Genomic DNA, 26,402 nt, shown 5'->3' with positions numbered 1-26,402 from the left:
CCAGTTAGATATATGATATTAAAATAATAGTCTTGAGTTGATATAGTGAATCGACTAAAAATTGAATTTCATTTATTTTAATTCAGTAGCTTGCATTGTTTTATCATAAACATCCTGTGGATCGATTTCAACTCTAGCTACGCCAGATTCCATTGCAGCTTTAGCAACTTGACATGCAACAGAAGGTGCTACTCTTTTGTCAAAAGGTCCAGGTATGCAATAATCTGGATTCAATTCTTCTTTATCTATTAAGTTTGCAATCGCCTCTACGGCAGCTTTTTTCATATCTTCATTAATATTTGTAGCTTCAACATCTAATGCGCCTCTAAAAATTCCTGGAAAAGCCAATACATTGTTAATTTGATTAGGAAAATCCGAACGACCAGTACCTACTACTTTTGCACCAGCAGCTTTTGCATCATCAGGTTGAATTTCAGGATTTGGATTAGCCATTGCAAATATAATAGGATCAGTGGCCATAGTTTTTACCATATCTTGTGTTAAAATGTCAGCAACTGAAACACCAATAAAAACATCAGCTTCTTTAATCACTTCTTCTAGTGACCCTTCAACTTTATCCTTGTTCGTCCATTTAGCTACATAATCTTTTGTATCATTCATACCATATAGACGACCTGAGTAAATGGCACCTTTAGAATCACACATAATCATGTCATTCACTCCGTAGGAATGTAACAATTTAACAATGGCTATACCAGCAGCTCCAGCACCATTTAAAACTACTTTTATATCTGTTAAATCTTTATCTACAATTCTTAATGCATTAATCAATCCCGCCATAGTCACAATAGCAGTACCATGCTGATCATCATGAAATACCGGTATATTCGTTTCTTTTTTCAATGTCTCTTCAATTTCAAAACATCTAGGTGCCGAAATATCTTCAAGATTAATACCACCATAATTAGGTTGAATTAATTTTACTGTATTAATAATTTCTTGGGTGTCAGTCGTATCTAAAGCAATTGGCACACCATTAATACCTGCAAAGCTTTTAAATAATACAGCTTTACCTTCCATAACTGGAATACTTGCTTCAGCACCAATGTTCCCTAATCCTAATACTGCAGTACCGTCAGTCACAACCGCTACGGTATTACTTTTAATTGTGTATTCATATACCTTTCTTGGATTCTCATGTATTTCTTTACAAGGTTCTGCCACACCGGGTGAATACGCTAAGCTTAATTCTTCTTTGTTAGTTACTTTCACTTTAGGTGAAACTTCTAATTTGCCTTGATTTTCTCTGTGCATTTCTAAAGCATCGTCTCTTAAAGACATGAAATCAACCCCTATTTGAGTATTATTATAGTTGAAAAGCTGTCGCGATAATTAAGAATTTACATACTTTAAACCTAGTATAACTTCTCATTATACTTAATATACACGATTAAAGATTGAATAGGTATGGTATATAACTAAATTTTCAATTCCCTAGTGTAAATAAAATCGTTAAAAATTATTTATTCTTCTGATCACAACGCACGAAAATTTATAACCAGAACAATAAACAATGGTAAAAGAAAAACTGATGATTATCATATTAATCATCAGTTAACTATATCATAATTTAAAAATCGTTAAAAGTTATATAAACCTAATATCACTAGGTTTATAACTCTGGATTAATTGTTCAAAGTTTGAGTTGTTTTTTTCAATAAAACCTAAATGAGTTATCTTTTTGGACATTTCATTAAAGCCTTTAATTTCTATTGAGTTAGCCTTTGATGTATCACAAGATATTTGATCTATCTCTAACTTAAGTTCTGCTATATTTCGTAATACGACTTGCTTAGAATCAGAAAGCTTTTTATTTTTATAGTCATTAATTTCATATAGTTGATGAACGATAAGTTGATTTTGCTGATTTCTCTTTTCGAACTTACCAATAACAATATACATCTGTTCTGTTGAAAGTGTCGTTTCATATCTTTTAAATTTATCAGGGAAAATAACTCCATCCATAAGTGTTATTCCATCGTTCATCGTAATAAATGCCATATTTTGGCCTTTTTTAGTTCTAATTTGTTTAATGTCTTCAAGTTGAATTAAAATAGATTGATAATTTTGAGCATTACTTAATTTATAGATACCTAAATATTGCTTTTTTTCAAATTCTTTCTCAACTGGATGCTTAGAAATATAAAAACCTAAATATTCTTTCTCATAATCACTTAACAACTTGTCAGGTAGTTCGTCCTTATCTTCATAAGTTTGTTTAGGTGTAAGTAAGTCAAATATCATATCATCTTGTTCAACATCTGAGTTCAAATCTAAAACTTGATCAATAGCTTGAAGCAAAGTTGCACGATTCTTGCCAAATGTATCAAAAGCCCCAACTAATATTAAAGCTTCAAGTAATTTTCTATTCTTAACTCTTTTAGGAATTCGTCTCGTAAAGTCAAAGAAATCTTTATATTTACCATTTTGATAGCGTTCTTCAACAATTAATTTAACACTTTGATACCCTACACCTTTAATAGTTCCTAGTGATAAATATATCCCTTTAGCGCTCGCTTTATAATACCAATGACTTTCATTAATATTAGGTGGCAAAATATTAAGTTGTTGATGCTTAGCCTCATCAATAATAGCAGCTGTTTTTTTCTCACTACCGATAACATTGCTAAGTATATTTGCATAAAAGTAATTAGGATAATGCACTTTTAAGTAACCCATGATATATGCTATTTTTGAATAACTTACTGCATGTGCACGAGGAAATCCATAGTCAGCAAATTTAAGTATTAAATCAAAGATTTGCTTACTCACACGTTCGTCATAACCATTTTTATTGGATCCATCAATAAAATGTTGGCGTTCACTCTCTAAAACAACGCGATTCTTTTTACTCATTGCTCTTCTTAAATTATCTGCTTCACCATAACTAAAATCAGCAAAACTACTAGCAATTTGCATAATCTGCTCTTGATAAATAATAACCCCATACGTACTTTTGAGAATAGGCTCTAAATCAGGATGTAGATACTCTACTTTAGATGGATCATGTCTTCTTGTAATATACGTTGGTATCTCTTCCATTGGACCCGGTCTATATAATGATGTTACTGCCACGATATCTTCAAAGTGTTCTGGTTGTAACCTTTTTAGTACACTACGTACACCATCTGATTCAAGTTGGAAAATACCAGTAGTATCACCTTGAGACAATAAGCGAAAAACACTTTTATCATCAAAAGGAATTTGCTCTACCTCAATATCTATATTTAAATTTTTCTTTACTTGAGTTACGATTTGATGAATAATTGAAAGATTACGCAATCCCAAAAAATCAATTTTAAGGAGGCCTATCTTTTCAGCTTCTGTCATAGTCCATTGGGTTAATAACCCAGTATCACCTAAAGTTAAAGGAGCAAAATTAAACAGAGGCTGATCATTAATAATAATACCTGCAGCATGCGTAGATGTATGTCTTGGTAATCCTTCTAACTTTTTACTTATCTCAAACCAACGTTCGTTTCTATGATTACGATGTACGAAAGCTTTAAACTCGTCTTCTTGGTATGCTTGTTCCAATGTAATGCCTAATTTATGAGGGATTAACTTAGAAATTTCGTTTAAAGTCACATCATCAAATCCCATAATTCGTCCCACGTCACGACCGACCGCTCTTGCAAGTAAATGTCCAAATGTGACTATTCCAGAGACATGGTGCTCTCCGTATTTTTCTTGAACATATTGAATTACACGCTCCCGTCGTGTATCTTCAAAATCTATATCAATATCAGGCATAGTGACACGTTCAGGGTTTAAAAATCTTTCAAATAGTAAGTTAAATTTAAGTGGGTCAATTGTTGTAATCTCTAATAAATAACTCACTAGCGAACCAGCAGAAGAACCACGTCCAGGTCCCACCATAACATCATGCGTTTTAGCATAATGGATAAGATCACTCACAATCAAAAAGTAATCTTCAAAACCCATATTTGTTATAATATTATATTCATGTTTGAGACGCTTATAATAATTATCATTATCGAGATTCCATCGCTTTAATTGTTGTATAAGTATGGACCATAAATAGTCTTTGGAAGGCTCACCATTAGGCGTCATAAATTGAGGTAACAAAGATTGATGATAATCAAGCTTGGCTTTACAGAGATTTTCAATATCAAGCGCATTTTTAATAAATTCTTCACTAAAGTTAAACTGTTCTAATTCTTGTCGACTAGGAAAATGTTCACCTAAAGATTTAATTTCATTCACTAAATCCAATTTAGTATTATCTTTAATAGCATGTAAGGCAACAATCGTTTCAGCATCATCTTCATCTAAATACCTTGCAGATTGCAACCAAATTCTTTTAGCATTAACAGCCTCATCGCTCGTATGATTGATATAGACTTCGTCTTTTTCACTAAATGCTTCTAAAATTTGGATATGTGATGCTTCAACATCTTTAAAAATAATAATCAAATGTTGTTCATAATTTTTAAGCCATTCTAACGGGATCTCCTCTTTTTCTTTCATTTTTATAGCTGAAGAAAGTTGATAGAGTGATTTTAATCCCTCGTTATCTTGAGCTAATACAACTGTCTCAATCGTATACAAGCCATCTGTAACATAGATAGTCATACCAAATATAGGATGAATGTCAGCTGACATACACGCATCATAAAATTTGGGATAACCATATAAAACATTTGTATCAGTGACAGCCAGCGCACTATAACCTTCTTTTTTAGCTTTATGGATGACATCATGAATTCTTAAACTAGAATTCAACAAATCATAAGCTGTATGAATATTTAAATGCGCTACCATGTTCACTATCTCCCTTCATTTATAATACATTTAAAGTTTTGCTCGTAAAGCATCGGCTAATTTTTCAAATTCTTCCCAACTATAAACTGATACACCAGATGCATTTGGATGACCACCACCACCAAAATCATTAGCTACATCATTAATGATGATACTTCCTTTAGAACGTAAACGGCATCTAATTTGATTGCCTTCATCCACGCCAAACATCCAAATTTTTAACCCCCTTATATCTGCAATGGTATTTACAAATTGTGAGGCTTCGTTAGGTTGAATATTAAATTCTTCCAATATATGTTTAGTGATACGTACTTGACAGTATCCGCTATTATCTAATTCAAAGTTTTGTAAAACGTATCCTTGGAAAGGTAAAAGCTTAGTATCTTTCTCAGACATTTTATTTAGTTCAGCATTATGGTCAAATGAGAAAGAAAGCAATTTGCCAGCAACTGTCATTGTGTGTTGTGTCGTATTATTAAATAAAAATCTTCCTGTATCCCCTACTATTCCTAAATATAAAACTCTGGCTACTTTTTCGTCTATAATATGTTCATCATTAAAATGTGTTATAAAATCATAAATGATTTCACTCGTTGAAGAAGCCTTTGTATTAACAAAATTAATATCCCCGTATTGATCAGTGGCAGGATGATGATCGATTTTTAAAACCTCACTCGCCATTTGGTATCGTTGATCATCAATACGAGGTGCATTAGCAGTATCACAAACAATAACAAGTGCATCTTGATAAACTTCCTCTTGAATAATGTCCATGTTACCAATAAATTCTAAAGATGATTCATTTTCCCCCACTGCATAAATACGCTTGTTAGGATATTTCTTTTTCAAATAATACTTGAGTCCTAATTGTGAACCAATTGCGTCAGGATCGGGCCTTACATGTCTATGTATAACTATTGTTTCATTTTGTTCAATTTCAAGCATTATTTTATTCATTATATTTTCCATTTTGTTTACTCCCTTGATAAAACTTCGTTCTTACTTTAAAAACCTTCGAACATTTGACATATAATTAAAGCATTAGCTACTTTTTCATTATTATTTAACATCGATACTTCTAATTTAGCAAAATAACGTCCAACATCTAACATTTCATAATGAACCTCAATCATAGATTCAATTGGTACTGTCTTAATATACGTAATACTTAAATTTTCAATCATGACATTACCCTTTTTATATTTTCTCATCTCATGGCGAATCGTTTCTTCGATGATACCAACAAACACAGCCTTACTCAGTGTACCGTAATGATTAGTCACTATAGGAGATACTTCTACGTCTATTCCATTAGAATGAATAGTAATATGTTTAGCAATTTGATCACTAATTGTTTCGCCTATTTGTGGTTGTCTCCCTAATAGTTGCATTGATTTAAGGACATCCTGTCGATTAATTACACCCACAGTCTTTTTATTATTATCTGTTACTGGTAATAATTCTATACCTTCCCAAATCATTAAATGCGCACAACTAGCTACAGTATTAGTAAGTTTAACACTTAGTGGTTGCTTAGTCATAACCTTACCAAGTTGATCGTCTTCATTCATATTGATGATTTCTCTACTTGTTACGATGCCTACTAATTTAAATTCCTCGTTTACAATTGGAAATCTTGTATGACCTGTTTTATTGGCCAACTTTTTGTAGTCGTTTATTTTCATAGAGTCAAATAACACGGATAAGTCATCAATGGGTTTGACGATATCATCGACAACAAGAATTTCTTTACGAATCTTTTGGTTATACATTGCTCTATTTATTATGTTAGCAACTAAAAACGTATCATAACTTGAAGAAAGTATGGGTAAGTCATGCTCATTAGCATAATTAATGACGTCTTTACTTGGATGAAAGCCTCCCGTAATAAGGATGGATGTACCTCTTCTAAGTGCTTCCATTTGAACGTTTTCTCTATTACCTACAATAAGTAAAGTTTGGCTTCCTATATACTTTAAAATATCTTTAAGCTCCATTGCCCCTATTGCAAATTTGGAGACAGTATTTCCTAAACCACCCTTACCTCCTAAAATTTGGCCATCGATAATTTTCGCGATTTCATTAAAGGTTAAATTATCAATATTATCTCTATTTCGTTTTTCAATTCTAACAGTTCCTACTCGATCTATTGTAGTCACTATACCAAGTTGACCTGCATCTTTAATAGCTCTATAGGCAGTACCTTCTGATACATCTAATACTTTGGCGATTTTGCGGACAGAAATTTTTGAACCTATTGATAAGGTTTCTATGTATTTTATAATTTGTTCATGTTTCGTCATCCCGTTACCTCTTTATTTCTCTATAGCAGTATTATAGATATTATAACTTTTAACTCAAAAAAAATCATTGAACAACCTTTTAAAACTATTGAAAACCACCATAAAGTGTCCTAAATAATTTTTAGAAAATTTTAATTTAAATGGAAATTTCATTAAAACTTTACTAAAATGAAAGTGAGGAGGGATGTCTTATGTATAAACATATTTTACTAGGGGTTGACACACAACTAAAAAACAAAAAAGCACTTAAAGAAGTGTCACGTCTAGCCGGGAAAGACACTATTGTTACAATTTTAAATGCAATCAATGAACAAGATGCACAAGCGTCTATTAAAGCAGGTGTTCATCTAGATAAGCTAACAGAAGAACGTAGTAAACGGCTAGAGAAAACTCGTAAAACTATAGAAGACTATGGCATCGATTATGATGAAGTTATAGTCAGAGGAAATCCTAAAGAAGAATTGTTAAAGTATGCAAATAGTGGTAAATTCGAAATTGTCGTTTTGAGTAACCGCAAAGCAGAAGACAAAAAGAAATTTGTGCTTGGTAGCGTAAGTCATAAAGTAGCAAAACGTGCTACTATCCCTGTATTAATTGTTAAATAATTAATAACATCCCGCTTTTAGACTTAAATAGTTTAGAAGCGGGATATCTTTGTATTATGAAGATCGACTTTATTTATTAAAATTCAACTGATTGTCCAGGCTCAAGAATTTGTACTTCACCAATATTCACTGCCTCTTTAAATTGATTAGGATCTTGTTCTATTAATGGGAAAGTGTAATAATGAATAGGTACAGAAATATGAGGTTTTATAAATTCGTTAATTGCATAACTTGCATCTTCAATTCCCATTGTAAAATTGTCACCAATAGGTACAAAACAAACATCAACTGGATGGCGATCAGCTATTAATTTCATATCGCTAAATAGACCTGTATCCCCTGTATGATAAATAGTCTTACCTTCTACTTCGATAATTACTCCCATCGGCATTCCCAAGTAAACTGGTATACCATCTTCATGTGTAAAACTAGAACTATGGAAAGCTTGAACAAATTTAATTGTTCCAAAATCAAATGTTGTTTTACCACCAATATTCATACCATGAACATTTTCAATTCCATGATACGTTGATAAATAACCTTGTAATTCAGCTGAACCTATTACAGTCGCATGGTTACGATTTGCTAATTCTACCACATCACCAAAATGATCAGCGTGACCATGAGTCAAAATAATATAATCTACATCTAAAGTTTGTTCATCTAAATCACATTTTTCATTGCCAGAAATAAATGGATCTACAATAACCTTTTTTCCATTACCTTCAAAATAAATTGTTGATTGACCATGAAATGATAACTTCATTTTTATAGCCCTCCTCTTATATTATCTATCTTCTGTATACCCTACCTCATTCTATTTATAACAACATTTTCTAAAACGAAAGTCGAATTATATATCATTTCTTGACAATTTTTGAAAAGTAAAGCTAATTAGCATAAAATTAAATTAACTTGAGAAAATGGAGGACTCCAAAATGACTAAAATAGAAGAAATTAAAACAGTCTTACGCCAACAAAATGCCGATGCTGCATGGATTACAACTCCCTTAAACATATTCTACTTTACAGGATATAGAAGTGAACCACATGAAAGATTATTTGCTTTACTTATTCGAGCAAATGCTGAACCTGTATTGTTTTGCCCTAGAATGGAAATTGAGGAAGTTAAAACTTCACCCTTTGATGGTAAAATCATTGGTTATTCTGACACTGAAAATCCTTTTGAGATGTGTCCGCAAATTTTTTCAACGATGCTTATTGAAAGCGAACATTTAACTGTAAAACGTCAACGTGAACTTTCACAAGCATTTAATGTAAAAAATTATAAGGATATTGATCAATCAATCAAAGAATTGCGTAATATAAAATCACAAGAAGAAATCGCAAATATTAAAAAAGCTGCTGAATTAGCAGATAAATGTATAGAAATTGGTGTTGCTTACTTAAAAGAAGGAGTAGAGGAACGTGAAGTTGTTAACCATATTGAAAATGAGATAAAAAAATATGGTGTCAATGAAATGAGTTTTGACACAATGGTACTCTTTGGTGATCATGCAGCTTCTCCTCATGGCACTCCTGGTAACAGAAAACTTCAACAAAATGAATATGTTTTATTTGATTTAGGAGTGATTTATAATCACTACTGTAGTGATATGACTCGAACAATTAAATATGGTAACCCTAGTGAGGAAGCACAGGAAATCTATCATACAGTATTAAATGCTGAGACCTCTGCAATTAAAGCGATTAAACACGGTGTGACCATCAAAGATATAGATAAAATCGCTAGAGATATTATTAGCAAAGCGGGTTATGGGGATTATTTCCCTCACCGTCTAGGACATGGTTTAGGTTTAGAAGAACACGAGTATCAAGATATTTCTAGTGTAAATAATAATTCTTTAGAAGCAGGAATGGTAATTACGATAGAGCCTGGTATTTATGTACCACAAGTTGCTGGAGTTCGTATTGAAGATGATATTTTAGTTACTGAAGATGGCTACGAAGTTCTTACTCGTTATGAAAAATAATTACTGCATTTAAACCCCCTGACACAATTATTATCTTTTGTCAGGGGGATAAAAATTTATTTTATTCTCTTAGGGCATCTTCAATAGATATATAGTTTAAATTAAATGCTTCTGCTACGTTTTTATTAGTAACATGACCTTTATAAGTATTTAAACCTAATGATAAAGCATGGTTAGCTTTGAAGGCATTTTGATATCCTTTTTTAGCTAGTAATTGTGCATAAGGCAACGTTGCATTATTTAAGCCTAATGTAGAAGTTCTTGGTACTGCACCTGGCATGTTGGCAACAGCGTAGTGAACTACACCATGTTTTGTGTACGTTGGATTATCATGTGTTGTTATTTTGTCAGTAGTTTCAAAAATACCGCCTTGGTCAATTGCTATATCAACAACAACTGATCCATTTTTCATTTGTTTAATCATGTCTTCAGTAACTAAATTAGGCGCTTTCGCACCTGGAATTAATACTGCACCAATGACTAAATCACTCTCTTTAACATACATTTCGATATTAAGTGGATTAGACATTATTGTTCTAACTATACCATCAAATAAATCATCTAATTCTTGCAACCGTTTTGGATTAGCATCTAAAATTGTCACTTCTGCTCCTAATCCTAATGCAATTTTAGCAGCATTCGTTCCAGCTTTGCCACCACCAATGATGGTTACTTTACCTTTGGGTACTCCTGGAATACCTCCAAGTAATATACCCATTCCACCATTGAATTTTTGTAAAAACTCTGCACCAATTTGTGTAGACATTCTACCTGCAACTTCACTCATAGGTGATAATAATGGTAAAGAACCATCTGGTAATTGGACTGTTTCGTACGCTATTGCAACCACCTTGTTATCTACAAGTGCTTGAGTTAATTTTTCTTCATTAGCTAGATGTAAATATGTGAATAAAATTAATCCTTTTTTAAAAAATTGATATTCGGACTCAAGTGGTTCTTTAACTTTTATAACCATGTCTACATCCCAAACATTTGACTGTTCAGAAATAATTTTTGCTCCAGCTTCTTTATAATCAATATTTTCAAAGTAAGAACCTGCCCCCGCATTTGTTTCGACTAGAACAGTATGACCTTCTTCAACTAAAGCATGTACGCCACTTGGTGATAAACCCACTCGATTCTCATTATTTTTTATTTCTTTAGGAATGCCAATTTTCATAAATATCTACCTCCATCCTCATCGTAACGCTAAATATGTGTAAGCGCAAACAAAAGTACACAATTTTGTAATCAATATTAATTTAATATTCAGTTTATTATGTTAAAATAGAAGTATGAAAGATGAAGGGGGCTAAAGCGATGATTACTTACAAAAATATATTAATCGCAGTCGATGGATCTCATGAAGCAGAATGGGCTTTTAATAAGGCGGTTGGCGTTGCTAAACGTAATGATGCTAAATTAACAATCGTTAATGTCATTGATTCAAGAACATATTCTTCATATGAAGTTTATGATGCTCAATTCACTAAAAAATCAAAACATTTCTCTGAAGAATTATTAAAAGGATACAAAGAAGTTGCTTCAAATGCAGGCGTAAAAAATGTAGAAACCCGATTAGAGTTTGGTTCACCTAAAGCAATTATTCCAAAAAAACTAGCACATGAGGTTGCCGCTGATTTAATTATGAGTGGTACTTCAGGTTTAAACGCAGTTGAACGCTTTATCGTTGGATCTGTTTCTGAGGCAATTGTCCGTCATGCACCTTGTGATGTTCTTGTGGTACGTACTGAAGAAATTCCAGAAGATTTCCAACCACAAGTGGCAACACCTAAATTACGTGAAAGATACCAAGACTAAACAGTTAAAGTATATTGTACTTATCTATAACTTGAACTTGCATTTAAACTGTCGATATAAGTTTATAACTTTAACGGCAGTTTTTTGATATTTTATATTTCCCGATGAAACAAAAGATTCGCATAACAACTTGTCTAGTTGTTATGCGAATATAAATAATTAGGCTTCTACATTTTCGACATTCGATTTTCCACTATTATCATTTGCACTTTCTTTGTCGATTTCATCTTTCAGACCACCATACTTGATGACATCACGAGAAATCATAACTTCTTCGTCTGTAGGAACAACAAGTACTTTAACAGGTGCGTGTGGATAATTAATATAACCTTCTTCACCATGTAAACTTTCATTCTTCTTAGGGTCCCAATATACACCCATAAACTCTAGACCTTCTAAAACTTTACCACGTATAATATGAGAGTTTTCACCTATACCAGCTGTAAATACAATAACATCTACACCATGCATTCTTGCTGCATAAGAACCGATATATTTGTGAATTTTAGATGCAAATAAATCAAGTGCTACACGTGCACGTTGACGACCATGTTTAGCTTCTTCTGTTAAGTCACGTAAATCACTAGATGTACCAGTTAAACCTAATAAACCTGATTCCTTATTAAGGATATCTAACACTTCATCAGCAGTTTTTCCTGTTTTCTCCATAATAAATGGAATTAAAGCAGGGTCAAGGTTACCTGAACGTGTACCCATTGTTACACCTGCAAGGGGCGTAAAGCCCATAGACGTGTCAATAGATTCTCCGCCATCAATAGCAGCGATTGACGCACCATTACCAATATGACAAGAAATAATTCTTAAATCTTCAATAGGTCGTCCTAAAATTTCAGCAGCTCTACGTGATACATACTTATGACTTGTACCGTGGAAACCATACTTACGAATTCCGTAATCCTCATAATAATGATAAGGTAAGCTATAAAGATACGCTTGTTCTGGCATAGTTTGATGGAATGAAGTATCAAATACAGCAACATGAGGTATATCAGGCAATAGTTTTCTAAAAGCTCTAATACCCATTAAGTTAGCTGGATTATGTAAAGGTGCTAATTCACTTAATTCCTCAATTTGAGATTCTACTTCATCTGTCACTACTACTGATTTAGGGAATTTTTCTCCACCATGAACCACGCGGTGACCCGTACCTTCGATTTCAATTATATCTTCAATCATGTGATGCTCTTTAAAACTATTTAACATGATGTTAACTGCTTCTTCATGATCTTTGATATCTCTAATGTCAGTAAGCTTTTCCCCTTCAACATGAATTGTGAAAATAGAGTCGCTTAAACCAATACGTTCAATAACGCCTTTGGTTACTAATTTTTCTTCCGGCATTTTGATTAGCTGGAACTTTAGAGATGAACTCCCAGCATTAACCGCCAAAATTAATTTAGACATAAATCATTGTCCTCCATCATTTGTTTAGTTATATTTTTCACATAGTCCATTCTATCATTAAGACAGTTCGAATACTATATTGTTACAGATTATTTTTTTGTATGATTTGTGACCAACCATTGATTTAAATCAGTAATAAATCCTTGGAATTGTTGTGGATTTTTAAAATCGGGGATATTCGCCAATAATACTTCTACTGGTTTGGTTTCATGCGGTATTTTCTTTTGTAAAATTAATATAGATTTTCGTGCTTTTTCATTTTTAAAAAGTGTTGTTGGCAAATTTAAAAATGCTTGCATTTCAGTCTCTGTAGCAATAAATTTTTCTAACTGTTTCACTTTATCTCCTGTAAAGAGATCATTTGGCACAACTAAAAATGCAAAACCAGCCCCTTTTAACGTATTCACTGCTTGTTCAATAAGTAAATAATGAGAATAACTATGTCCCTCTTCAAATCCTAGTTTCATTTCTTTACTACGTTCGTCAACAGGATAGTAACCAATTGGAAAATCACCAATCACTACATCAGCCTCTTTTAATGGTAAAGGCATAATAGCATCTTGAGGATATACATCAAACGGTATTTCTAAAAAATTGGCTAAATGTATGCTTACTCGAGATAAAACAGGATCTACTTCTATAAGATGATGCATAATAGTTGTATCTGATAATACTTCTTTGACTGATGCACTTAAGTGACCAGTTCCACTAGCAATATCCACAATATGCATTTCTTCTTTATCTTTGATAAAACGCTGAACTAAAAAGCCAAGTATAAGCCCGATAGAATCTGGAGTGATTTGATGATTCGCTTGAATATTTTCTTCTTGCATAAGACTTAAGTACGCGAATTGAAAGGCTTTCCTTCTATCTTGAAGCGTAGCTTGCTCTAAAAGATTTCTATGGTTTTTATAAATATCTTCCATAGCTAATCCTAAATTCTCAATGAAACTTTGTCCATTTTCTTCATTTAATGATTTAGCTCTTTCATCTAATGTGTGGAATAAACGTTCCATAATTGTATTTTCTTCAGTCATAAAATAACCCTTTCTAATAAAAAAGTGTCCCACCATGTTTCATAGGATTTTATTAACTAATCACGAATAACCCTACTTCTCGACTAAGTATGGGCACTTTGACTATCACTGTCAATATTACGATATCAAATTAAACGTTACGGTATGCTTCTAAAGTTGACTCAAAATCTGGAAAATCAGTTCCCTCATTAACGATTTCTTTATAAACAACTTTATTATTTTCATTTAACACAAAAACTGAACGCGCTAATAATCTCATTCCTTGCATAATCACACCATAATTTTCTCCAAAAGATAAGTTTCTGTGATCACTTAACGTTACAACATTATCTAAGCCATTTGAAGCACACCATTTTTTCTGAGCAAATGGTAAATCCACAGAAATAGTTAAGATAACTCCGTCCTCAACAGATGCTTCTTCATTGAATTTACGAGTTTATTAGTCACACACACGCCTGTATCAATAGATGGAATAACACTAATCAATTTCTTTTTGCCTTTAAAATCATCTAATGTAATCAGATTTAAACTATTGTCTAAAACTGTGAAATTAGGTGCAATGTCACCCTCTTTTACCTGTTCGCCTATTAAAGAAATAGGCTTGTCTTTAAAAGTAATTTGAGTCATAATCAAGACCTCCTATAGTTGTTATTAATTATAATCATACGACAAACATTCATGTGTTTTCAATTTTTAATCAACGCTATTTTAATTCAATGTAAGCCCTGTCATTCTATTTTTAATTTTCCACAAAAAAGAGGAAAAAATAATCAATACAACTACATTTAACTAAGTAACGTGAGCGACACCACTTCTAAATTAGGTACTATAGTTATATCTTTTTATTTTAACCTCAACATTTAATGATGGAAAACTTTTATCAAGTAATCATACAGATTTTTTAAAATGAAAACTGTTGTAACTAAAATAAATAATCCTTTTACATATCTCACGCCTTTTTGAAGTGCAAATTGTGCACCTAAATATGAGCCAACTGTCATACTAACTGCCATAATCATGCCATAGTGTAATTCACTTGCCCTAAAAAGATAAATAACGTTAAACCACCCGCATTTGATGCAAAATTTTAAACTTTAGCGTTTCCTGCTGCACTTAGAAAATCAAACCTAATCAGTAATAATGTAAAAAGCATAAACGATCCAGTACCGTCTCCTAAGAAACCATCATAGAACCACAATAAAATAAACATCATAGTAAAAGTAATAGCCTTCATAGCAGTAAAGGAAGTAAAAGTTCTCATACTTCCCCAGTTTTTTTACAATTGTATAGACAATAACGATAGATAAAACTGCAATAATTAGCGATTTTAAAACATTTGCTGGTAAATATGTAGCTAGAATCGCACCACAACCAGATGCAATAAATACAATAGGAAAGATTTTTAAGACTATACGTAAATCCACTTTTCCTGAACGTATAAACTTAAAAGCACTCGTTAAAGTATTAAATGAACTTGCAAATTTATTCGTCCCTAAAGCTAATGATGGCGGTAATCCTATTGCAAGTAAAGCTGGCGTAGATATTGATCTCCCACCACCGACCACTGAATCAATAAAAGGAGCTATAAAACCAAAAAAGATAACCGTCAACACCGCTGTTAAGTGCCAATCCATTTGTTTAGACACCTCTTTGTATATATTTCACCCTAAGTTTAATCATTAAAATAAATCTTCAATTAAAGCGTCGGTTGATTGTTCTTTATCATTCTTATAATAACGGTCGATAATAAGTGTCTCAATATTCTCCACCGCTTTTTGAATCATTTCATCAAAATCATAAACCCCTTCATATTTTTCAACTTTGTCAAAATCGGGTTCAGTCACTGGATTTTTAGGTGTAAAAATCGTACAACAATCTTCATAAGGTTGAATAGATATCTCAAAAGTACCTAACTCTTTTGCTTTTCTAATAATATCTTCTTTATCTAAAGTTAGTAATGGACGAAGAACAGGTGTAGTTGTCACATGATTAATGGCGTACATGCTTTTCAAAGTTTGACTCGCAACTTGACCTAAATTTTCACCATTGACGATAGCATGTGCATCAATACGATGCACAACGACGTCTGATATTCTCATCATCATTCTACGCGTTGATGTCATCGTATAACGTGGGTGCACAACTCTATTAATTTGTTTTTGTAACTCAGTAAACGGCACGATGTGCAACTTTATTGGTCCTACACGTTCAGCCAAAATCCTTGTTAATTCTATGACTTTATCTTTAGCCTTCTCACTTGTAAATGGTGGGCTATGAAAATGAATTGCTTCAACAGTTACTCCACGTTTCATTACTTCCATACCTGCTACTGGTGAATCAATTCCACCACTTAACATGAGTAAAGTTTTACCACCTGTACCAACAGGCAAGCCACCAGAACCCGCAACAACTTCTTCATATATGTAGATAGCATCTAAACGTACTTCTATTTTAATTTCATGATCAGGTTGTTTGACATTTACAGTTAAATGATCAAAATGTTTTAAAATCACTCCACCAACATTACGTTGTAATTCATAAGTATCATAGAGAAAAGTTTTATCAACACGTTTAACATCAATTTTAAATGTGGCGTTTTGTTCAAACCCTTCTGCTAATTGAATAACAGATTGATAAATCAAGCCTTCTTTTTTATCAATCTTAATAACTGGACTAATTGACTTAATACCATATACTTGAGTCAAACGTTTAATAATTTCTTCCATATCGGCTTCTTCAGTTAATTCAACATACATACGATCTCTTTTCACTTTGACAAGATATCCTTGTAAAGGAATGAGTGCACGTTTAACATTGTCTTTTAGTTGATTGACGAACATTTTACGATTCGTGCCTTTTAAAGTTAATTCTCCATATCGCACAAGCAAATGATCATAATACATTATTTAAGCAACTCCTTTATTTCTTCATAGATTATTTTAAATTTATCTTCAAATCCTAAAATATCTTCTTCACTAGTCCTTGCACCCATAGACAATCTAATACTACCTTCAATGCTAGTTTCTGCTATATCCATAGCTAATAATACTTCATTTAGTTTACCTCTTTTAGATGAACATGCACTTGTAGTTGAAACCATGACACCATATTTAGAAAAGGCATTCACTAGAACCTCTCCTTTTACACCAGGAAATCCTATATTAATAATTTGAGGTGATGCATCTTGTGGTGATAGAATATAAACACCTTTATATTTACTTAAAAACGTAGTTAACCTATCATTATATTCTTTTAAACGTAAATTTAATTCCTGGGTATGATTTACAGCATTTTTGATTGCTTTAACCATTGAAATTGCCATAGGTAGATTGATTGTACCACTACGTAATCCATATTCTTGACCACCACCATGGATAATTGGTTCTATATTTTGAGTGTTCTTAATCAAGAGTAATCCTTGTCCTTTAAGACCGTTAAACTTATGACCACTCAAACTTAAACTATCGATTCCTTTAAAATTCATAGATATTTTACCTAAAGCTTGTACACCATCAACATGAAAATGCGCTCGCGGATAATCTGCTAAAAGATTTGCGATAGCTTGAATAGGTTGAATCTGTCCCATAACATTATTGACATACATACAAGTAACAAGCCCGACTTTATCAGTCATAATGGATTTTAAATGGTCGACATCCACTTTACCATTTTCTGTTACATTGACATATTTTAATTTAAAACCTTGCTTTGCTTCTAAATATCGCATGACTTCAAGCACGGAGGGATGTTCTAAAACGGAGGTGATGATTTCATTTGCATTTTCTCTCTTTCTGTAAGCGACACCTTTCAAGGCCATATTGTTAGATTCTGTTGCACCACTAGTAAATATAATTTCATATCGATGATTAAGTCTTAATACACGGTTAATTTCATCCTTAGCTTTGAGTAATAATTGTTCCGCTTGTAATCCAGCTAGATGCGGACTATTAGGATTGAAGTAAAATGTTTGGTTCACTTTTGAAAATGAATCTATAACATCTTGATCAGCTTGAGTAGTGGCTGCATTGTCTAAATAAATCACTGATAACACTTCTCTTTCACTTTTTTAATGATTCTATTGGTACAAATCTTTCTAAATTTGGATACTCAAGCATTATACTATTTTCTAGCAAAATTAAAAGGGACCTAATCTGTAGAATTTCTGAGTGAAGTTCTTTTTATTTTGACCCCGAACTAACTTAGAAAAACGCTCGATATAAAGGCATTTTCAATACAGTTATCGACTGCCAATACGTAAAAACAAGTGTGACAAAAACAAGAAGACTTTTATTTTGGTTGGTTACGGATATTATAAGAAGATAACATCATTATATTAACTATGTCGTCGATGATTACTAAAAATTTAGACAGTAGCCTCATGAGAAAGCTTATAAGACTTCTATCATCGCAAGTATTAATCTACTATTAAAAACGATTCATTAATTGAGAAATTGTACAATTGTCAAATGTATCTACATTAGCTAAACTTACAATCAAATATAGTTAAACACCTTATTCAAAAAAATAAATTGAACGGTCTAATTCAATAATGCTTATTTTAAATATATGTGCTTATCTAATCGACAAAAATGCCTGAGACATTATTGTCCCAGGCACTTAAATTACTTTAAATGTTATTCTTTAATAATTTGTTCTTCAATGTGTTTTGTAATTCCAGGTTCTACACTTTCAAGTGCTTCCTCAGAAATTTCAATTGAACGTTTGTAACGATTATTTTTAAATAGACGTTCTGCTTCATTAAGACTTTTATCTACGTGGTGGTGATCTTTACGGTATCTATTACCATATTGAATTAACTTTTCAGCATAAACTGCATTCACCAATACGTCATTTGCCTCATCCTCAAATGTATTCATTTGAATAACAATTTTAGCTACTTTGTCTTTCAGTTGTTTAACAAGAATAGGACGAGTGCTAAATTGATCATTGACTTCTCGAACTTCATTATCAATTTCATTCTTCATAATGATAAATCGCTCTGGAACACTTGTTAAATTAGATGCTAATAAACGACGGTAGACTTCTTCTTTTTTAGATTGAACTCTAAGTAAATGGTCTTCCGCTTCTGCTTCATCTTCACGTAATTGAATAAGGTGATTTTGAAGTTTATCTTGCTCTTTATTAATCACAGAGACATGATCTTCTAAATATTGAAGATTATCTTGTACCTCACTATAACGCACTGCTGATTTCGATGTTTCCTTTAAAATGTCATTATAGACAGAGATTAAATTTTGAATTTCATTTTCAAACTGTCTAACACTTTGTGCATCTGACTCATTGATGTAGTAGTTCTCACGCACATATTCAATCTCTGTTTGTAATGTATAATTCATATCCTTAGCTTTAAACAAGTCGTCAGTAATCATATCTTTAGTCTCTTTGACTTCATTCTTAGCTTTAACTTCATGTTCAATTAAATCATACATTTCATCTAATTTATCATTGATAATTTCAAGTTTATTGTTGGCTTCATCAAGTTCTAATCGACTTATCATAGGTTTAACGAAACTTAATTCTGTCTTAAGACTTTGTAACGTACCATCAACTTTGACATGATCTAAATCATATCCTTCTACTTTTAAGTCTCTACAACCATATTTTAAATCTTGGAATTGACCCGGTAATTCCTTCTGAGTTTCACGAATCAATTCAGGAATTTCTTCCATATAAGCTTTAAGATTTTTAATTTGATCCTCTAAAGCAGCAATATGATTATGAGCTTGCACATAGTTTCCTTCAGCCTTCAATGTTTCATATTCATTAAGATTAGGTTCGAATCTTTCGATTTCTTTTTCTAAAGGTTGTGCAGCTTCACCAAATTGATGACGATTAGCTAATACATCTCGTTTCATTTCACGATGGTCTACTTTACACTTTTCATATAATGCTTCATTATCTTTATGTAAAGTTAAGATTTCATCAACTTGAGTTACTTGTTGATTGTAATTACTTTCATATTGATCCATCAGTTCATGTGAATCATCAATTTCAGTTTGAGCTGCAGAGAATTTAAATTTTTCAAGTAATTCTTCACCATTATGAAGCTTTTCTTCCACGGGAGCTAAGTATTTATTCGTACTTTCTGTGTTGTCTTTTTTCATTGCATCATACTTAGTCTTAGTTTCACCTTTTAAGTTTAAATCCGAAAGTTTTTTTAGATTATCATCAAAAGGTAATTGTTCAATTTCATTTTTTCTCTCTTCAGCTTTTTCAATTGAATTTCTCTTATTAGAGCGCATATAGAATAACACGCCAACAGCAATTAAAATAATTACTAGTATTGCTAATATGATAAATAACACCATATACTTCTCCTCCTATTTTATCATTTATTATTATAACGTAATTTGTTGTCTCATTAAATCACAAAATGAATTAATTGATAGATTATTTTCAAAACTTTATACTTAATAAAAAATTATGGATATGAGGTATGGTTATGACTAATTTTAAAGAGACGAATTATTCACTTATTTCTAAAAAACTTGCAAGCTTAATCGAAGATGAAAATAATCTAATTGCTATACTAAGTAATACATCTGCACTATTGAAAGATACTATGGCACAAGTTAATTGGGTAGGTTTTTACCTAATTGAAGACAACGAACTCATACTTGGACCTTTCCAAGGTCACCCTGCTTGTGTATATATTGCAATTGATAAAGGCGTTTGTGGGACAGCTGTGTTAGAAAATAAAACACAGCGTGTGGGTGATGTCCATCATTTTCCAGGTCATATTGCCTGTGATACAAATAGCAAATCAGAAATAGTTATTCCTTTAAATGTTAATGGTAAAATGATTGGTGTCTTAGATATCGATGCTCCAATCGTTAATAGATTCTCTCAAGAAGATCAAGATGGTTTAGAGAACATTGTACACATAGTTGAAAAACAATTATCTCAAACATAAAAATGTATTGACAGTTCTTAATAAAATGGTACAATGAATTTTGTGTGAATTAACGAAAATAGCAGTTATATATTGTCAAGCTCTATGTTGTTCCCAATGTGGACGTGTCGTGTAACTGTCGCTATAAGGTGAAGACACATAAAACAATATATCTCGATAAGCATATAACACTCTTTTTTGTTTATTCATAACAACAAAAAAGAAAAAGGAGGGGTCTTACATGGCTCGATTCAGAGGTTCAAACTGGAAAAAATCTCGTCGTTTAGGTATCTCATTAAGTGGTACTGGTAAAGAATTAGAAAAACGCCCTTACGCACCAGGACAACACGGTCCTAATCAACGTAAAAAATTATCAGAATATGGTATGCAATTACGTGAAAAACAAAAATTACGCTACTTATATGGAATGACTGAAAGACAATTCCGTAATACATTTGACATTGCTGGTAAACAATACGGTGTACATGGTGAAAACTTCATGATTTTACTTGCTAGTCGTTTAGATGCAGTAGTTTATTCATTAGGTTTAGCACGTACACGTCGTCAAGCGCGTCAATTAGTAAACCATGGTCACATTGAAGTAGATGGTGGACGCGTAGACATCCCATCTTACTCATTAAAACCTGGTCAAGTGATTACTGTTCGTGAAAAATCACAAAACTTAGATATCATTAAAGAATCAGTTGAAATCAATAACTTTGTACCAGAATATTTAGACTTAGATGCTGACAGCTTAAAAGGTACTTTCGTTCGCCTCCCAGAACGTAGTGAATTACCAGCTGAAATCAATGAGCAATTAATCGTTGAGTACTACTCAAGATAATTATTTTCAAATTTACACCCTCTTCCTTTTTGGAATTGGGTGTTTTTTGTTGGCTTTAATTGGCTGGAATGTATATATAGACTGAGCCATATAACTATAAGATTTTAAACACTTAAAAGTGGTAATAAAAGAGGCTGAGACATCAATCATTGTTTAGGTATTTTTCGCATATTGGCAATCGATGACTGAATTGAAATTCGTTTATATCAAGCTTTTTTCAACTATAGTATGGTGCCCTAACAAAGAGAATATTATCCAGAAATTCAACATACAAAACAAGCTGGGGTTCGTTGCCGGAGTGAGACAACAAATTCAATATGAATTCTGTCCCACTTCCCTAAATTTCAAGTATTTATGTTCCAGCCTGTTAGTAAGTTGGATTTTACTTCTCAAGCCTTCTATAAATTGGATTTTAACCTTTATTCATTCGTTATTACAATTTGAATATGTCTTCTGGTATATCTGAAATAACACCATCAACATCATAATCAATTAATTTTTTTACTGCTTTAGATTTATTTACTGTGTATGGTAAAACTTTTAAATTGGCATTATGAGCATATTTCATAAACTTTTTGGTAACAAGTTGATAATTTGGATTAGCAAAGTTTGCAACTTTAGCTATTTCTTCAAAATCAGGTAATCTATACCAATATTTCTTCTTACTTAATAACAGACCTAATTCATAATTTAAATCCATTGACGATAACTTCTTCACACAATCAAAATCAAATGATTGTATGATAACTTTTTGTTGTGGCATACGTCTTTCATTTAATTTATCAACAACCATCTCTTCAATCCCACGATATTGACTAGGTTTTTTAATTTCAATAAGTAACTTTTTTGAAAAGTTATCGGCTAACTCTAGCACCTCATCAAAAGTAGGAATACATTCATTTATAAATTGATCCCCTTTATAAGAACCAAAATCGAATTTCTTCAACTCTTTCAGAGTGTAATTTGAAATTTTACCTTTACCATTAGAAGTACGATCAATAGTGTCATCATGAATGACTACTATCTCCTTATCTTTTGTATAGTGCAAATCAATTTCTAACATATCAATATGTAACATTAGCGCATGTTTATAGGCTACTAACGTGTTTTCAGGATAATCCTTAGGAAGCCCCCTATGCGCAACTATTTGGAAGTATTGATTTGGACGACGAATTTTCATCAAAGTCACCTTTCTTTTAATCAATTTTAAATTACTCTAAACTTAAGTTACCACAATGACACAGGAGGTCAATTCATATGGTCAAACACGATTTTAAAGTTGAAGTAGAGTGGCATGAGGGTCGAAATGAAGTAGGAAACATCAAAGGCGATACTATAAAAGAAAAAATATCTATCCTCTTTTCACTTGGAGGACAAAGAATCGGTACTAATCCTGATGAAATGTTAGTCTCTGCTGCTTCAACTTGCTATATCATTTTTCTTGCTGCTACCAGAAAGGGGTAGTTATAAAGATATTCAAATACACCAATATTCTATTGGAACTACATCATTTGAAAATGAAAAATTTAAAATGGAAAGTATCACACATTATCCTGCCATATCAGTTGTTCCATTTCAAAAAAGTAAACTCAAACAAGTTTTACCTCAATTATTAAAAATCGCCGACAACAATTGTATGATTTCAAATTCACTTCGCAATAATGTAAGTGCATATATTGAACCAACTATAAGATAATTACAAAAGCTATCACAAATTTAAAACATGTAAACGTTTTATTAATGTGATAGCTACATAAATATGGTTTTAAATATTCAGAATATTTGATAAAATAAATAAATCTTATAGTGGGAGGACTGTTTAATGCAGGTATTACCAACCTTTATTATTAACACCGGGACCAACTCCTGTGCCAGATCAAATCATGAGTGCTGTTCAACTGCCCATGGTTGAACACCGTTCTAAGGACTTTGAAGACATCGCTAACAATGCATTCAATGGATTAAAACCTATTTTCGGTACTAAAAATGAAGTGCTCGTTCTCACATCTAGTGGCACAAGTGTGTTAGAAGCTAGTATGTTAAATATAGTTAATCCTGATGATCATTTTGTCATTATAGTTTCTGGGGCGTTTGGTAACAAATTTAAACAAATTGCACAATCTTATTATAAAAATGTTCATATTTACGATGTAACATGGGAAGAAGCAGTCAACGTCAATGAATTTATTAATTACTTAAAACAACTTAAAGTTAAAATTTCAGCAATGTTCACGCAATTTTGTAAAACATAGACTGGTGTCTTACATCCCATCAATGCATTAGGACATGCGTTAAAAGAATATGATAACGCAATTTATTTTGTTGTAGATGGTGTGAGCTGTATTGGTGCAGTTGAAGTAGATTTAACTAAATATAAAATTGATGTCTTAGTTTCAGGAAGTCAAAAGCCATTATCTTACCGCCTGGTTTAGCGTTTGTCGCATACAGTGATAGAGCAAAAGAACGCTTTGTCGAAGTACACACACTAAGATTTTATCTTGATTTGAATAAATATATAAATTCTCAAGCACAGAATTCCACGCCTTTTACACCGAATGTTGGATTATTTAGAGGTATCAATGCATACGTAGAACTGGTAAAACATGAAGGTTTTAACCACGTTATTCAGCGTCATTATAGTATTCGTAATGCTTTAAGAGCGGCTTTAAAGGCCCTTGATTTAGACTTATTAGTAAAAGATGATTTGCAAGCCTCTCCTACTGTGACTTCTTTCGTACCTTCAAGTCAAGAAGAACTTCAAGCCATTAAAGATCAGTTAAAATCACGTTTTAATATTACGATTGCTGGTGAACAAGGTCATTTAAAAGGAAAAATTTTAAGAATAGGACATATGGGTAAAGTATCACCTTTTGATATTCTATCAGTTGTTTCCTCTTTAGAAATTATTTTAACTGCAAATAGAAATAAGAGTTATATTGGTAAAGGTATCACGCAATTTATGGAGGTCATTAACCATGAGTCATAAAATTTTAGTTTCAGACCCTATTTCAGAAGTTGGTTTACAAATTATTTTAAATCATAAAGATTTTGAAGTAGACATACAAGCTGATTTAACTGAAGAAGAATTATTAAACATTATAGATAACTACGATGTCCTCATTGTGCGTAGTCAAACTCAAGTGACTGAGCGCATTATCAATCAAGCAACTCAACTTAAAGTCATTGCTAGAGCAGGAGTAGGCATAGATTATATCGATATCAACGCCGCTACTTTAAAGAGAATACTTGTCATCAATGCACCAGATGGCAACACAATTTCAGCAACTGAACATTCAGTAGCTATGTTATTAGCAATGTCACGTAATATTCCTCAAGCACATCAATCATTACGTCATAAAGAATGGAATCGTAAAGCTTTGTTATATGGTAAAACGTTAGGCGTTATTGGAGCAGGTCGAATCGGTCTAGGTGTTGCTAAACGTGCGCAGAGTTTTGGAATGAAAATTCTTGCATTTGATCCCTATTTAACCGATGACAAAGCTAAATCTTTAGATATTCAAAATGCATCCGTTGATGAAATAGCTGAAAAGTCAGATTTTGTTACTGTACACACACCTCTTACACCAAAAACACGTGGTAATGTTAGGGAAGCTTTTTTAAAAAGCAAAATCAAGTTTACAAATTATCAATGTTGCTAGAGGTGGTATCATAGACGAAAGTGCTCTTGTAAATGCTTTAGATGATGGATTAATTAATAGAGCTGCGTTAGATGTTTTTGAACATGAACCGCCAATTGATTCTCCCTTAATTGCACATGAAAAAATTGTTGTTACACCACACTTAGGGGCGTCAACAGTTGAAGCACAAGAAAAGGTAGCTGTGTCTGTATCAGAAGAAATTGTTGAAATATTAACTAATGGTACCGTCAAACATGCGGTGAATGCACCAAAAATGGATCTTAACAATGTTGATGAAAACATTAAGAACTTTGTTGACTTAAGTACGACAATCGGTGAATTCGGTATTCAACTATTAGATGGTACGCCTAGTGAAATTAAAATTACTTTTGCTGGTAATTTAGTTAAAAATGATACAAGTTTAATTACACGAACTATCGTTTCAAATATTTTAAAAGAAGATTTGGGTAATGATGTCAATATTATTAATGCCCTAGCAATACTCAATCAGCAAGGTGTCACTTATAACATCGAAAAGCAGAAAAAACACTCAAGCTTTAGCAACTATATAGAGCTAGAATTATCGAATGACAACAACCAGATTAAAATTGGTGCAACTGTTCTTGCTGGTTTTGGTCCTAGAATTGTGCGTATTAATAATTTTTCTCTTGATTTTAAACCTAATCAATATCAAATTGTTACTTGCCATAAAGACAAACCTGGCATCGTAGATCAAACAGGTAATCTCCTTGGCAATCATGGAATTAATATCGCTTCAATGACTTTAGGACATGATGATGATGAAGGTGGCGACGCACTTATGATTCTATCCATCGATCAGCAAGCTTCTGGTGAAGTCATCAATGTACTAGATTGATACTGGAGATTTTAACAAAATTATTAGTACTAAGTTAACAGTTTCAGTTTAACAACATATTCAAACTTAAAAAGAGGCTGGAACATCAATCATTGTTCAGGTATTTTTCACATATTGGCAGTCGAAGACTGAATTGAAA

General features: G+C 32.3%; 17 protein-coding genes and 5 pseudogenes. 8 read left to right on the top strand and 14 right to left on the bottom strand.

What is annotated here, in order from left to right; translation table 11 throughout:
- Window positions 1-72: 72 nt before the first annotated feature.
- The 4 genes from ystJ to DYE57_RS05365 all read right to left on the bottom strand — a co-directional run bounded on the left by ystJ (window position 73) and on the right by DYE57_RS05365 (window position 7,109).
- Entirely contained in the window at window positions 73-1,302 is a 1,230-nt protein-coding gene (ystJ, locus tag DYE57_RS05380; RefSeq protein WP_115313147.1) for an NADP-dependent malic enzyme, read from the bottom strand.
- A gap of 306 nt (window positions 1,303-1,608) precedes the next feature.
- Entirely contained in the window at window positions 1,609-4,806 is a 3,198-nt protein-coding gene (locus tag DYE57_RS05375; RefSeq protein ID WP_115313146.1) for a DNA polymerase III subunit alpha, read from the bottom strand.
- Window positions 4,807-4,836: 30 nt separating this feature from the next.
- Complete coding sequence (locus DYE57_RS05370; protein ID WP_115313145.1) at window positions 4,837-5,775, bottom strand: DHH family phosphoesterase; 939 nt, start codon at window positions 5,773-5,775, stop codon at window positions 4,837-4,839.
- A 35-nt stretch (window positions 5,776-5,810) separates the two neighbouring features.
- On the bottom strand, window positions 5,811-7,109 hold the full coding sequence (locus DYE57_RS05365) for a DRTGG domain-containing protein (protein WP_115313144.1): 1,299 nt from the start codon (window positions 7,107-7,109) through the stop codon (window positions 5,811-5,813).
- A gap of 191 nt (window positions 7,110-7,300) precedes the next feature.
- On the opposite strand from DYE57_RS05365, the gene DYE57_RS05360 reads away from it, so the two are divergent.
- Complete coding sequence (locus tag DYE57_RS05360; RefSeq protein WP_115313143.1) at window positions 7,301-7,714, top strand: universal stress protein; 414 nt, start codon at window positions 7,301-7,303, stop codon at window positions 7,712-7,714.
- A 76-nt stretch (window positions 7,715-7,790) separates the two neighbouring features.
- On the opposite strand, the gene DYE57_RS05355 is transcribed toward DYE57_RS05360, so the two are convergent.
- On the bottom strand, window positions 7,791-8,480 hold the full coding sequence (locus tag DYE57_RS05355) for a metal-dependent hydrolase (protein WP_115313142.1): 690 nt from the start codon (window positions 8,478-8,480) through the stop codon (window positions 7,791-7,793).
- A gap of 172 nt (window positions 8,481-8,652) precedes the next feature.
- On the opposite strand from DYE57_RS05355, the gene DYE57_RS05350 reads away from it, so the two are divergent.
- Entirely contained in the window at window positions 8,653-9,708 is a 1,056-nt protein-coding gene (locus DYE57_RS05350) for a M24 family metallopeptidase (protein ID WP_115313141.1), read from the top strand.
- A gap of 61 nt (window positions 9,709-9,769) precedes the next feature.
- Here DYE57_RS05350 and ald read toward each other — a convergent pair whose 3' ends face one another.
- Window positions 9,770-10,888 carry an alanine dehydrogenase gene (gene ald / locus DYE57_RS05345; RefSeq protein ID WP_115313140.1) on the bottom strand — a complete coding sequence of 373 codons (1,119 nt, stop codon included), beginning with the start codon at window positions 10,886-10,888 and terminating at the stop codon, window positions 9,770-9,772.
- A gap of 140 nt (window positions 10,889-11,028) precedes the next feature.
- Here ald and DYE57_RS05340 point away from each other — a divergent pair, with 140 nt between their 5' ends.
- Window positions 11,029-11,529 carry a universal stress protein gene (locus tag DYE57_RS05340; protein ID WP_115313139.1) on the top strand — a complete coding sequence of 167 codons (501 nt, stop codon included), beginning with the start codon at window positions 11,029-11,031 and terminating at the stop codon, window positions 11,527-11,529.
- A 159-nt stretch (window positions 11,530-11,688) separates the two neighbouring features.
- Here the strand turns inward: DYE57_RS05340 and DYE57_RS05335 are convergent, their stop codons facing one another.
- From DYE57_RS05335 to ezrA, 7 genes and pseudogenes are all read right to left on the bottom strand, one after another.
- Window positions 11,689-12,954, bottom strand: coding sequence for an acetate kinase (locus DYE57_RS05335; protein ID WP_115313138.1), 1,266 nt, complete (start codon window positions 12,952-12,954; stop codon window positions 11,689-11,691).
- A gap of 89 nt (window positions 12,955-13,043) precedes the next feature.
- Complete coding sequence (locus tag DYE57_RS05330) at window positions 13,044-13,991, bottom strand: class I SAM-dependent methyltransferase (protein WP_115313137.1); 948 nt, start codon at window positions 13,989-13,991, stop codon at window positions 13,044-13,046.
- A 130-nt stretch (window positions 13,992-14,121) separates the two neighbouring features.
- Window positions 14,122-14,618: pseudogene (gene tpx, locus DYE57_RS05325) on the bottom strand (thiol peroxidase).
- Window positions 14,619-14,851: 233 nt separating this feature from the next.
- Window positions 14,852-15,625: pseudogene (locus DYE57_RS05320) on the bottom strand (sulfite exporter TauE/SafE family protein).
- A gap of 45 nt (window positions 15,626-15,670) precedes the next feature.
- A complete protein-coding gene (gene thiI, locus DYE57_RS05315) occupies window positions 15,671-16,894 on the bottom strand; it encodes a tRNA uracil 4-sulfurtransferase ThiI (RefSeq protein ID WP_115313136.1) in 1,224 nt (407 codons plus the stop codon).
- Complete coding sequence (locus DYE57_RS05310; protein WP_165417892.1) at window positions 16,894-18,033, bottom strand: cysteine desulfurase family protein; 1,140 nt, start codon at window positions 18,031-18,033, stop codon at window positions 16,894-16,896. The genes thiI and DYE57_RS05310 overlap by 1 nt, the downstream gene beginning before the upstream one ends.
- A 592-nt stretch (window positions 18,034-18,625) precedes the next feature.
- Entirely contained in the window at window positions 18,626-20,320 is a 1,695-nt protein-coding gene (ezrA, locus tag DYE57_RS05305; RefSeq protein ID WP_115313134.1) for a septation ring formation regulator EzrA, read from the bottom strand.
- Between the two features lie 134 nt (window positions 20,321-20,454).
- Between ezrA and DYE57_RS05300 the strand changes: the two genes are divergently transcribed.
- Both DYE57_RS05300 and rpsD read left to right on the top strand, forming a co-directional pair.
- Window positions 20,455-20,925 (top strand): GAF domain-containing protein, encoded by a 471-nt coding sequence (locus tag DYE57_RS05300; protein ID WP_115313133.1) that lies wholly within the window; start codon window positions 20,455-20,457, stop codon window positions 20,923-20,925.
- Between the two features lie 220 nt (window positions 20,926-21,145).
- Window positions 21,146-21,748, top strand: a complete 603-nt coding sequence (gene rpsD / locus DYE57_RS05290; protein ID WP_115313131.1) for a 30S ribosomal protein S4 — start codon at window positions 21,146-21,148, stop codon at window positions 21,746-21,748.
- A gap of 433 nt (window positions 21,749-22,181) precedes the next feature.
- Here the strand turns inward: rpsD and DYE57_RS05280 are convergent, their stop codons facing one another.
- Window positions 22,182-22,928, bottom strand: coding sequence for a glycerophosphodiester phosphodiesterase (locus tag DYE57_RS05280; protein WP_115313129.1), 747 nt, complete (start codon window positions 22,926-22,928; stop codon window positions 22,182-22,184).
- A 77-nt stretch (window positions 22,929-23,005) separates the two neighbouring features.
- Here DYE57_RS05280 and DYE57_RS05275 point away from each other — a divergent pair.
- The 3 pseudogenes from DYE57_RS05275 to serA all read left to right on the top strand — a co-directional run bounded on the left by DYE57_RS05275 (window position 23,006) and on the right by serA (window position 26,315).
- A pseudogene (locus DYE57_RS05275) lies at window positions 23,006-23,444 on the top strand (OsmC family protein).
- A 187-nt stretch (window positions 23,445-23,631) separates the two neighbouring features.
- A pseudogene (locus tag DYE57_RS05270) lies at window positions 23,632-24,734 on the top strand (pyridoxal-phosphate-dependent aminotransferase family protein).
- Window positions 24,724-26,315, top strand: a pseudogene (serA, locus tag DYE57_RS05265) (phosphoglycerate dehydrogenase). The pseudogenes DYE57_RS05270 and serA overlap by 11 nt, the downstream one beginning before the upstream one ends.
- Window positions 26,316-26,402 lie beyond the last annotated feature (87 nt).

The sequence above is a fragment of the Staphylococcus saccharolyticus genome, from assembly GCF_900458815.1.
GTDB lineage: Bacteria > Bacillota > Bacilli > Staphylococcales > Staphylococcaceae > Staphylococcus > Staphylococcus saccharolyticus.
The sequence above is the reverse complement of the archived record's forward strand: the minus strand, read 5'-3'. Positions and strand labels throughout refer to the sequence as shown.

Coding starts and splice junctions, on each gene's coding strand:
- DYE57_RS05300 (WP_115313133.1), top strand. CDS start 20,455: ATGACTAATTTTAAAGAGACGAATTATTCACTTATTTCTAAAAAACTT.
- rpsD (WP_115313131.1), top strand. CDS start 21,146: ATGGCTCGATTCAGAGGTTCAAACTGGAAAAAATCTCGTCGTTTAGGT.
- DYE57_RS05355 (WP_115313142.1), bottom strand. CDS start 8,480: ATGAAGTTATCATTTCATGGTCAATCAACAATTTATTTTGAAGGTAAT.
- DYE57_RS05335 (WP_115313138.1), bottom strand. CDS start 12,954: ATGTCTAAATTAATTTTGGCGGTTAATGCTGGGAGTTCATCTCTAAAG.
- DYE57_RS05365 (WP_115313144.1), bottom strand. CDS start 7,109: ATGACGAAACATGAACAAATTATAAAATACATAGAAACCTTATCAATA.
- thiI (WP_115313136.1), bottom strand. CDS start 16,894: ATGTATTATGATCATTTGCTTGTGCGATATGGAGAATTAACTTTAAAA.
- ezrA (WP_115313134.1), bottom strand. CDS start 20,320: ATGGTGTTATTTATCATATTAGCAATACTAGTAATTATTTTAATTGCT.
- ystJ (WP_115313147.1), bottom strand. CDS start 1,302: ATGTCTTTAAGAGACGATGCTTTAGAAATGCACAGAGAAAATCAAGGC.
- DYE57_RS05360 (WP_115313143.1), top strand. CDS start 7,301: ATGTATAAACATATTTTACTAGGGGTTGACACACAACTAAAAAACAAA.
- DYE57_RS05370 (WP_115313145.1), bottom strand. CDS start 5,775: ATGGAAAATATAATGAATAAAATAATGCTTGAAATTGAACAAAATGAA.
- DYE57_RS05340 (WP_115313139.1), top strand. CDS start 11,029: ATGATTACTTACAAAAATATATTAATCGCAGTCGATGGATCTCATGAA.
- DYE57_RS05330 (WP_115313137.1), bottom strand. CDS start 13,991: ATGACTGAAGAAAATACAATTATGGAACGTTTATTCCACACATTAGAT.
- DYE57_RS05280 (WP_115313129.1), bottom strand. CDS start 22,928: ATGAAAATTCGTCGTCCAAATCAATACTTCCAAATAGTTGCGCATAGG.
- ald (WP_115313140.1), bottom strand. CDS start 10,888: ATGAAAATTGGCATTCCTAAAGAAATAAAAAATAATGAGAATCGAGTG.
- DYE57_RS05350 (WP_115313141.1), top strand. CDS start 8,653: ATGACTAAAATAGAAGAAATTAAAACAGTCTTACGCCAACAAAATGCC.
- DYE57_RS05375 (WP_115313146.1), bottom strand. CDS start 4,806: ATGGTAGCGCATTTAAATATTCATACAGCTTATGATTTGTTGAATTCT.